Source organism: Kitasatospora sp. NPDC004240, from assembly GCF_053603215.1.
Genome location: NZ_JBSGFD010000406.1, coordinates 1 through 2814 on the forward strand (window position 1 = coordinate 1; position 2814 = coordinate 2814).

The window sequence follows — 2814 nt, forward strand, 5'->3', positions numbered from 1 at the left end:
GCGTCTTCGCCCGGCGCGGCGGCCGACGCCGCCGTGGCCCGGATCCTGGCGGCGACCGTCCGCCCTGCGCCCGGCGCGCCGCGCGGGGTGGTCGTCGACTCGCCGCCCGGCGCGGGCAAGTCGACCCTGGTGGTGCGCGCCGCCAAGGAGCTGGTCGCCGCCGGCGAGCGGCTGATGATCGTCGCCCAGACCAACGGCCAGGTGGACGACCTGGTCGGCCGACTCGCCGAGAAGGCACCGGAGCTGACGATCGGACGGCTGCACGCCGCGGACGCCCGGCCGGCGCCCGAGGTGCTGCGGCACGCCAACGTCACCGCCTCGGACAAGGTGGCCGCCTTCGCCGAGCACGACGTGGTGATCTCCACCTCGGCCAAGTGGCAGTGGGTGAAGGCCGAGGCGCCGTGGCGGCACGCGATCGTCGACGAGGCGTACCAGATGCGCTCGGACGCGCTGCTGGCGGTGGCCCGGCTGTTCGAGCGGGCGCTGTTCGTGGGAGACCCCGGCCAGCTGGACCCGTTCACCGTGGTCGGCACCGAGCAGTGGGCGGGCCTGTCGTACGACCCGTCCAGCAGCGCGGTGGTCACGCTGCTCGCCCACAACCCGGGGATCGAGCCGCACCGCCTGCCGGTCTCCTGGCGGCTGCCGGCCAGCGCGGCCCCGCTGATCTCCGGCGCCTTCTACCCGTACACGCCGTTCCGCTCCGGCACCGGGCCGGGCGAGCGCCGGCTGACCCCGGCCACCCGGGCGGACGGTTCGGCGCTGGACGCGGCGATCGACCGGGCCGCCGAGCACGGCTGGGCGCTGCTGGAGCTGCCGGCCCGGCACACCGTACGGACCGATCCGCAGGCGGTGGCCGCGGTGGCCGCCACCGTGCGCCGGCTGCTGGAGCGCGGGCTGACCGCGCACTCGGAGCAGGGTTCGGCGCCGGTCTCGCCCGCCCGGATCGCGGTCGGCACCGCCCACCGGGACCAGGCGGCGGCCGTCCGGGCGGCACTGGTGAAGGCGGGCGTGCCGGTGGACCACGCGGCCGGGCCGGCCGTCACCGTGGACACCGCCAACCGGCTGCAGGGCCGGGAGTACGACGTCACGGTGGTGCTGCACCCGCTGTCCGGGCGCCCCGACGCCACCGCCTTCCACCTGGAGACCGGGCGGCTGTGCGTGCTGGCCTCGCGGCACCGGCACGCCTGCATCGTGGTGGCCCGGGCGGGCATCGCGGAGCTGCTGGACGAGCACCCGTCCACCGAGCCGGTGCAGCTGGGCGTCACGGTCAAGTTCCCGGACGGCTGGGAGGCCAACCATCAGGTGCTCCACCACCTGTCCGGGCACCGGGTCCGTCTCTAGGCCCCGGGAAAGAGGCTCCGGGAAACGGCCCGGGACGCGGGCGTGACGGCCCCGATACGCGCCGGGGGCGTGCACCCGGGGAATAGCGCCCGCGAACGCACCGTTCCGTTACCGGCTGCCGCCGCGCGACAATGGACGACGGCCACAACCGGTCGGCGCAGCCCCCCGCGGGCCGTCGTCCGCCCCTCACCGAGCACCCGGAGGTGTCCGTCCATGCCCGACTCCCACCCGAAGGCGTCCGACCAGCGCGGCCCCGCCGCACCGGCCGGTGCGGGCGAGGGCGCCCCGGATGCCCACGCCCGTCGGCGCCGGCCGGCCCAGCTGCTGTTCGAGCCGCAGGCCGCCGAGCCGGAGTCGGAGCGCTTCTTCGACCTGGAGTCGATCGAGGACCCGGCGGAGCTGCTGCGCCGGTCGACCGAGCTGGCGCTGGCCTTCCGGGCCGCGGCCGAGCGGGCGACCGACTTCCAGGCGGTGGCCGCCGCCCAGCTCGCCGACACCCGCCGCTTCGACGCGCTCTCCGAGCACGAGATCGCCGACCGGGCGGACTGGACGCCGGACTACGCCGCCAAGATGATCGAGTACGGGCGCGGACTGCTCCGCCCGCGCCGCCACGAGGACTGATCCCGACCCCGGAGCACCCCGGCCCTCGAACACCCGGCCCCGAGCACCCCGGACGGATCGGCACGGCGCAGGGCCGGCGGCACCTGGCCACTGGCATATGCCGCGGGGCAGGGTACGCGGCCCGGCACACCCCTGTCCGGCGAACCGGGTTTTCCCTCCCGGACACCCGCCGGAGGCGCCAGGCTGCTCCGCGTGGACATCTGGACGTATCAGTCGGTGGAGTACGTCACCGTGGCGGGCGAGGCGTGGCTGGCCTCCGCCAGCGAGTACCCGCGCAGCATGCGCGCGCTCTGGGAGTCGCGCCCGTGGTCGCCCTCGGTGCTGCCCTGCGGCCGGGCCTTCGACGTGATCAGCATGCCGTCGCTGTTCGGCCGCAAGGTGCTGGACGAGCTGTGGGCCTCCGGCCCCGGCTGCGGCCCGGTGGCCGCGTACCGGGGGCGGACCCTGCTGTTCGTCCAGCCGGGCGCGGCGCCCCGGCTGCGGCGGCTGCTGGCCTGGGAGGAGTGGGCGCGGGACGTCCCGCCGCTGCTCTGCCACGGGAAGGGCGACGCGGTGACGGTGCCGCCGGTGCAGCGGATGCTGCACGCGCCGGAGTCCCCGGGTCTGGGCGCCGGCCGGTGGATCGTGGCTCCGGACACCCGGGAGCCGTGGCTGCCGGGCGCCTCGGTGGTGCTCTGGGCCTGCGTCCGGGCGGCCCGCGAGCCCGTTCCGGTATTCGATTTTGGCCGGGCCAGCGGCCACTGCTAGAGTCTTGTCTGTCAGCAGGCGCCGCTAGCTCAGTTGGTTAGAGCAGCTGACTCTTAATCAGCGGGTCCGGGGTTCGAGTCCCTGGCGGCGCACAGACAGCCGGAA

At 75.8% G+C, this 2814-nt stretch carries 3 protein-coding genes and 1 tRNA gene; all 4 read left to right on the forward strand.

Features of this window, described 5'->3' with window-relative positions; translation table 11 throughout:
• Positions 1 to 1341, forward strand: a 1341-nt coding sequence (locus ACWEQL_RS42025) for an AAA domain-containing protein (protein ID WP_452156834.1), incomplete at its 5' end; no start/stop codon positions are given.
• Between the two features lie 213 nt (positions 1342 to 1554).
• A complete protein-coding gene (locus tag ACWEQL_RS42030; RefSeq protein WP_452156836.1) occupies positions 1555 to 1962 on the forward strand; it encodes a hypothetical protein in 408 nt (135 codons plus the stop codon).
• 192 nt (positions 1963 to 2154) lie between these two features.
• Positions 2155 to 2709 carry a bifunctional DNA primase/polymerase gene (locus tag ACWEQL_RS42035; RefSeq protein ID WP_452156838.1) on the forward strand — a complete coding sequence of 185 codons (555 nt, stop codon included), beginning with the start codon at positions 2155 to 2157 and terminating at the stop codon, positions 2707 to 2709.
• Positions 2710 to 2727: 18 nt separating this feature from the next.
• A tRNA-Lys gene (locus tag ACWEQL_RS42040) sits at positions 2728 to 2801 on the forward strand.
• Positions 2802 to 2814 lie beyond the last annotated feature (13 nt).

What these genes read in the sequence shown, in the direction of transcription:
- ACWEQL_RS42030 (WP_452156836.1), top strand. Translation starts at nt 1,555, where the DNA reads ATGCCCGACTCCCACCCGAAGGCGTCCGACCAGCGCGGCCCCGCCGCA.